Annotated in this window: 4 protein-coding genes; all 4 read left to right on the plus strand. The window is 59.5% G+C overall.

The window, feature by feature from the left end; genetic code table 11:
- Window positions 1–171: 171 nt before the first annotated feature.
- Complete coding sequence (locus tag D8V06_RS29950; protein WP_056854489.1) at window positions 172–1,293, plus strand: Re/Si-specific NAD(P)(+) transhydrogenase subunit alpha; 1,122 nt, start codon at window positions 172–174, stop codon at window positions 1,291–1,293.
- An 11-nt stretch (window positions 1,294–1,304) separates the two neighbouring features.
- On the plus strand, window positions 1,305–1,661 hold the full coding sequence (locus tag D8V06_RS29955) for an NAD(P) transhydrogenase subunit alpha (protein WP_056854488.1): 357 nt from the start codon (window positions 1,305–1,307) through the stop codon (window positions 1,659–1,661).
- Entirely contained in the window at window positions 1,658–3,091 is a 1,434-nt protein-coding gene (locus D8V06_RS29960) for an NAD(P)(+) transhydrogenase (Re/Si-specific) subunit beta (protein ID WP_056854487.1), read from the plus strand. Before D8V06_RS29955 ends, D8V06_RS29960 begins: the two co-directional genes overlap by 4 nt.
- Before the next feature lie 214 nt (window positions 3,092–3,305).
- Window positions 3,306–4,438: acetyl-CoA hydrolase/transferase C-terminal domain-containing protein (locus D8V06_RS29965; protein WP_130932392.1), on the plus strand; the 1,133-nt coding region annotated here is incomplete at its 3' end.

Genomic DNA, 4,438 nt, shown 5'->3' on the forward strand with positions numbered 1-4,438 from the left:
TGACTTGTAGTTAATTTTCCGTCACCCGTCATAATCCCTTGAAGGGCACAAAGTTCGCCTGCAAAATGCCGCGCCCCGTCCTGATTTGGCGGGGTCGTGCTGATCGGCCGCCCCAGCCGCACCATCCGTAGTGCATGGGTTTACTCAATAAGATCACGCAGGAGATTTGACGTGCACATTGGTGTTCCTCTCGAAACCCAGACCGGTGAAACACGGGTTGCTGCAACCCCGGAAACCATCAAGAAGCTGATCGGCCAAGGTCATAAGGTCACTGTACAAAGCGGCGCCGGCATTAACGCCAGTGTTGTCGACAGTGCCTATGAAGCAGCGGGCGCAAGCATTGGCAGCGCCAGCGATGTGTTTGGCGCAGAGCTGATTCTTAAGGTAGTCGCCCCCAGCGACAGCGAACTCGCACTGATCAAGAGCGGCACCATTGTGGTGGGCATGCTCAATCCGTTCAGCAACGAAACCATCGCCAAGATGGCCGAATGCGGCATTACCGCATTCGCACTGGAAGCCGCGCCCCGCACGTCCCGCGCTCAGAGCCTGGATGTGCTGTCATCGCAAGCCAACATTGCCGGCTACAAGGCGGTGTTGCTGGCAGCTCATTACTATCCGCGCTTCATGCCAATGCTGATGACCGCTGCCGGCACCGTGAAAGCGGCGCGCGTTCTGATTCTCGGTGCCGGTGTGGCCGGGTTGCAGGCGATTGCCACGGCAAAACGCCTGGGAGCAGTGATCGAGGCGTCTGACGTGCGTCCTGCAGTCAAGGAGCAGATCGAATCTCTCGGCGCCAAGTTCGTCGACGTGCCTTACGAGACCGATGAAGAGCGCGAATGCGCCGTTGGTGTCGGCGGTTACGCACGCCCCATGCCCGCCAGCTGGATGCAGCGCCAGGCCGCAGCCGTGCACGAACGCGCCAAACAGGCTGACATCGTTATCACCACAGCGCTGATTCCAGGACGCAAGGCACCGACGCTGCTGAGCGCGGAAACCGTGGCACAGATGAAACCGGGTTCGGTGGTCGTCGACCTTGCGGCAGCCCAGGGCGGTAACTGCCCGCTGACCGTAGCCGATCAGGTGGTGGTCGAAAATGGCGTGACCATTGTCGGCCCTACCAACCTGGCCGGCGCGGTGGCAGCCGACGCTTCGGCGCTGTACGCGCGCAACCTGCTGGACTTCATGAAACTGTTGTTCGATAAAGAAGGACAACTGGTGATCAACCTCGAAGACGATATCGTCGCCGCGTGCCTGATGTGCCGCGACGGCCAGATCGTGCGCAAGAACGGCTGAGGATAAAAACAATGGAAGACATGCTGATCTCTGACGGTATCTACAACCTGATCATCTTCGTGCTGGCAATTTATGTCGGTTATCACGTGGTCTGGAACGTGACACCTGCGCTTCACACGCCCCTGATGGCGGTGACCAACGCTATCTCGGCAATTGTGATCGTCGGCGCCATGCTCGCTGCCGCGTTGACCGTCACGCCCCTGGGCAAAACCATGGGCACCCTGGCCGTAGCCCTGGCGGCGGTCAATGTGTTCGGTGGCTTCCTGGTCACCCGTCGCATGCTGGAAATGTTCAAGAAAAAAGCGGCGCCAGCAAAAGCTCCGGCAGCCAAGGCCGAAGCAGTCAAGGCTGAGGTGCAGCAAGCATGAGCATGAACCTCGTTACTTCCCTGTACCTGATCGCCTCGGTCTGCTTCATCCAGGCGCTCAAGGGCCTCTCGCATCCAACGACCTCGCGTCGCGGCAACCTGTTCGGCATGCTCGGCATGGGTCTGGCGGTCCTGACGACGGTCGGCCTGATCTACAAATTGGGATCCGAACTGGCCCACGACGGCATCGTCTACGTGATCGTCGGCCTGTTGATCGGCGGTACCGCCGGTTCGATCATGGCCAAACGCGTTGAAATGACCAAAATGCCTGAGCTGGTCGCTTTCATGCACAGCATGATTGGCCTGGCAGCGGTGTTCATTGCCATTGCGGCGGTGGTCGAACCTCAATCGCTGGGCATCGTCAAGCAACTCGGCGACGCCATTCCGGCGGGTAACCGCCTGGAGCTGTTCCTGGGCGCGGCCATTGGTGCAATCACTTTCTCCGGCTCGGTGATCGCGTTCGGCAAACTGTCGGGCAAGTACAAGTTCCGCCTGTTCCAGGGCGCACCGGTACAGTTCAGCGGTCAGCACAAACTGAACCTGCTGTTGGGTGTAGCCACGCTGGCACTGGGCGTGACCTACATGCTGACGGGCAACCTGACTGCCTTCGCCGTGATGTTGGCTCTGGCCTTCGTCATGGGTGTGCTGATCATCATCCCGATCGGTGGCGCCGACATGCCGGTAGTGGTGTCGATGCTCAACAGCTATTCCGGCTGGGCAGCGGCGGGCATTGGCTTCTCGCTGAACAACTCGATGCTGATCATCGCCGGTTCGCTGGTGGGCTCAAGCGGTGCGATCCTCTCGTACATCATGTGCAAGGCGATGAACCGCTCCTTCTTTAATGTATTGCTCGGCGGTTTCGGCAATACAGCCGATGCAGGTCCTGCAGGCGCCAAGGAAGCCCGCCCGGTGAAATCCGGTTCGGCTGATGACGCGACCTTCCTGCTGACCAACGCCGACACCGTGATCATCGTCCCGGGCTACGGCCTTGCGGTAGCGCGGGCGCAGCATGCATTGAAGGAACTGACCGAGAAGCTGACCCACCGCGGCGTGACCGTGAAGTACGCGATCCACCCGGTTGCAGGTCGTATGCCGGGCCACATGAACGTGTTGCTGGCCGAGGCCGAAGTGCCTTACGACCAGGTGTTCGAGATGGAAGACATCAACTCCGAGTTCGGTCAGGCCGACGTGGTGCTGGTGCTCGGCGCGAACGACGTGGTCAACCCGGCCGCCAAGAACGATCCGAAATCGCCGATTGCCGGCATGCCGATTCTCGAAGCGTTCAAGGCCAAGACCATCATCGTCAACAAGCGCTCGATGGCCAGCGGCTATGCCGGTCTGGACAACGAACTGTTCTACCTGGACAAGACCATGATGGTGTTCGGCGACGCCAAGAAAGTCATCGAAGACATGGTTAAAGCCGTCGAATAAATCTCTCGGCACGACTGAAACGCCCCGACTCGTCGGGGCGTTTTTGTTTGTGCAAAGCGTCGGACAATCGACGTCTTTGTTACCGATCCGGTAACGGTGTTTTGCTTGAAAGCCCCGGAATAGACGCCTCGTTTGCGACCTTTGTAGCGGGACAGCGGCTAGCGAAATTAACTAGACTGCGCATCCTGATACCCGTTGCCCGAGATAACAATCCATGTACCGTGACCGTATTCGCCTGCCATCGTTGTTGGACAAAGTGATGAGCGCTGCCGACGCCGCCGCTCTGATTCAGGACGGCATGACCGTTGGCATGAGCGGCTTCACCCGCGCCGGCGAAGCCAAGGCCGTACCCCACGCACTGGCGGAGCGAGCCAAGGTCACGCCGCTGAAGATCAGCCTGATGACCGGCGCCAGTCTGGGCAACGACCTCGACAAGCAACTCACCGAAGCCGGCGTGCTGTCACGCCGCATGCCGTTCCAGGTGGACAGCACCTTGCGCAAGGCGATCAACGCAGGCGAGGTGATGTTCATCGATCAACACCTTTCGGAAACCGTCGAGCAACTGCGCAATCAACAGCTCAAGTTGCCAGATATCGCGGTGATCGAAGCCGTGGCCATCACCGAGCAAGGCCATATCGTGCCGACTACATCGGTGGGTAACTCGGCCAGTTTCGCGATTTTCGCCAAACACGTGATCGTCGAGATCAACCTGGCACACAACCCGAATCTCGAAGGTCTGCACGACATCTATATTCCGACCTATCGTCCGACCCGCACGCCGATCCCACTGGTCAAGGTCGACGATCGCATTGGCAGCAGCGCAATCCCGATCCCGCCGGAAAAGATTGTGGCGATCGTCATCACCCAGCAACCGGACTCACCATCCACCGTGCTGCCACCCGACGCCGACACCCAAGCCATTGCCGATCACTTGATCGACTTCTTCAAGCAGGAAGTGGACGCCGGGCGCATGACCAATAAGCTCGGGCCGCTGCAGGCCGGGATCGGTACCATCGCCAACTCGGTGATGTGCGGCCTGATCGACTCGCCTTTCGAAGACCTGACGATGTATTCCGAAGTGCTGCAGGACTCCACGTTCGACCTGATCGACGCGGGCAAGCTGAGCTTTGCTTCGGGAAGCTCCATCACCCTCTCCAGCCGCCGCAATGCTGACGTGTTCGGCAACCTGGAGCGCTACAAGGACAAACTGGTGCTGCGCCCTCAGGAGATCTCCAATCACCCCGAAGTGGTACGTCGCCTCGGGATCATCGGTATCAACACGGCGCTTGAGTTCGACATCTATGGCAACGTCAACTCCACCCACGTCTGCGGCACGCGGATGATGAA

Origin of the sequence: Pseudomonas sp. Sample_24 (assembly GCF_004307605.1) — a bacterium.
Classification (GTDB): Bacteria; Pseudomonadota; Gammaproteobacteria; order Pseudomonadales; family Pseudomonadaceae; genus Aquipseudomonas.

Excerpts from the sequence above, each read along its gene's own strand:
- D8V06_RS29955 (WP_056854488.1), top strand. The coding sequence starts at position 1,305 with ATGGAAGACATGCTGATCTCTGACGGTATCTACAACCTGATCATCTTC.
- D8V06_RS29960 (WP_056854487.1), top strand. The coding sequence starts at position 1,658 with ATGAGCATGAACCTCGTTACTTCCCTGTACCTGATCGCCTCGGTCTGC.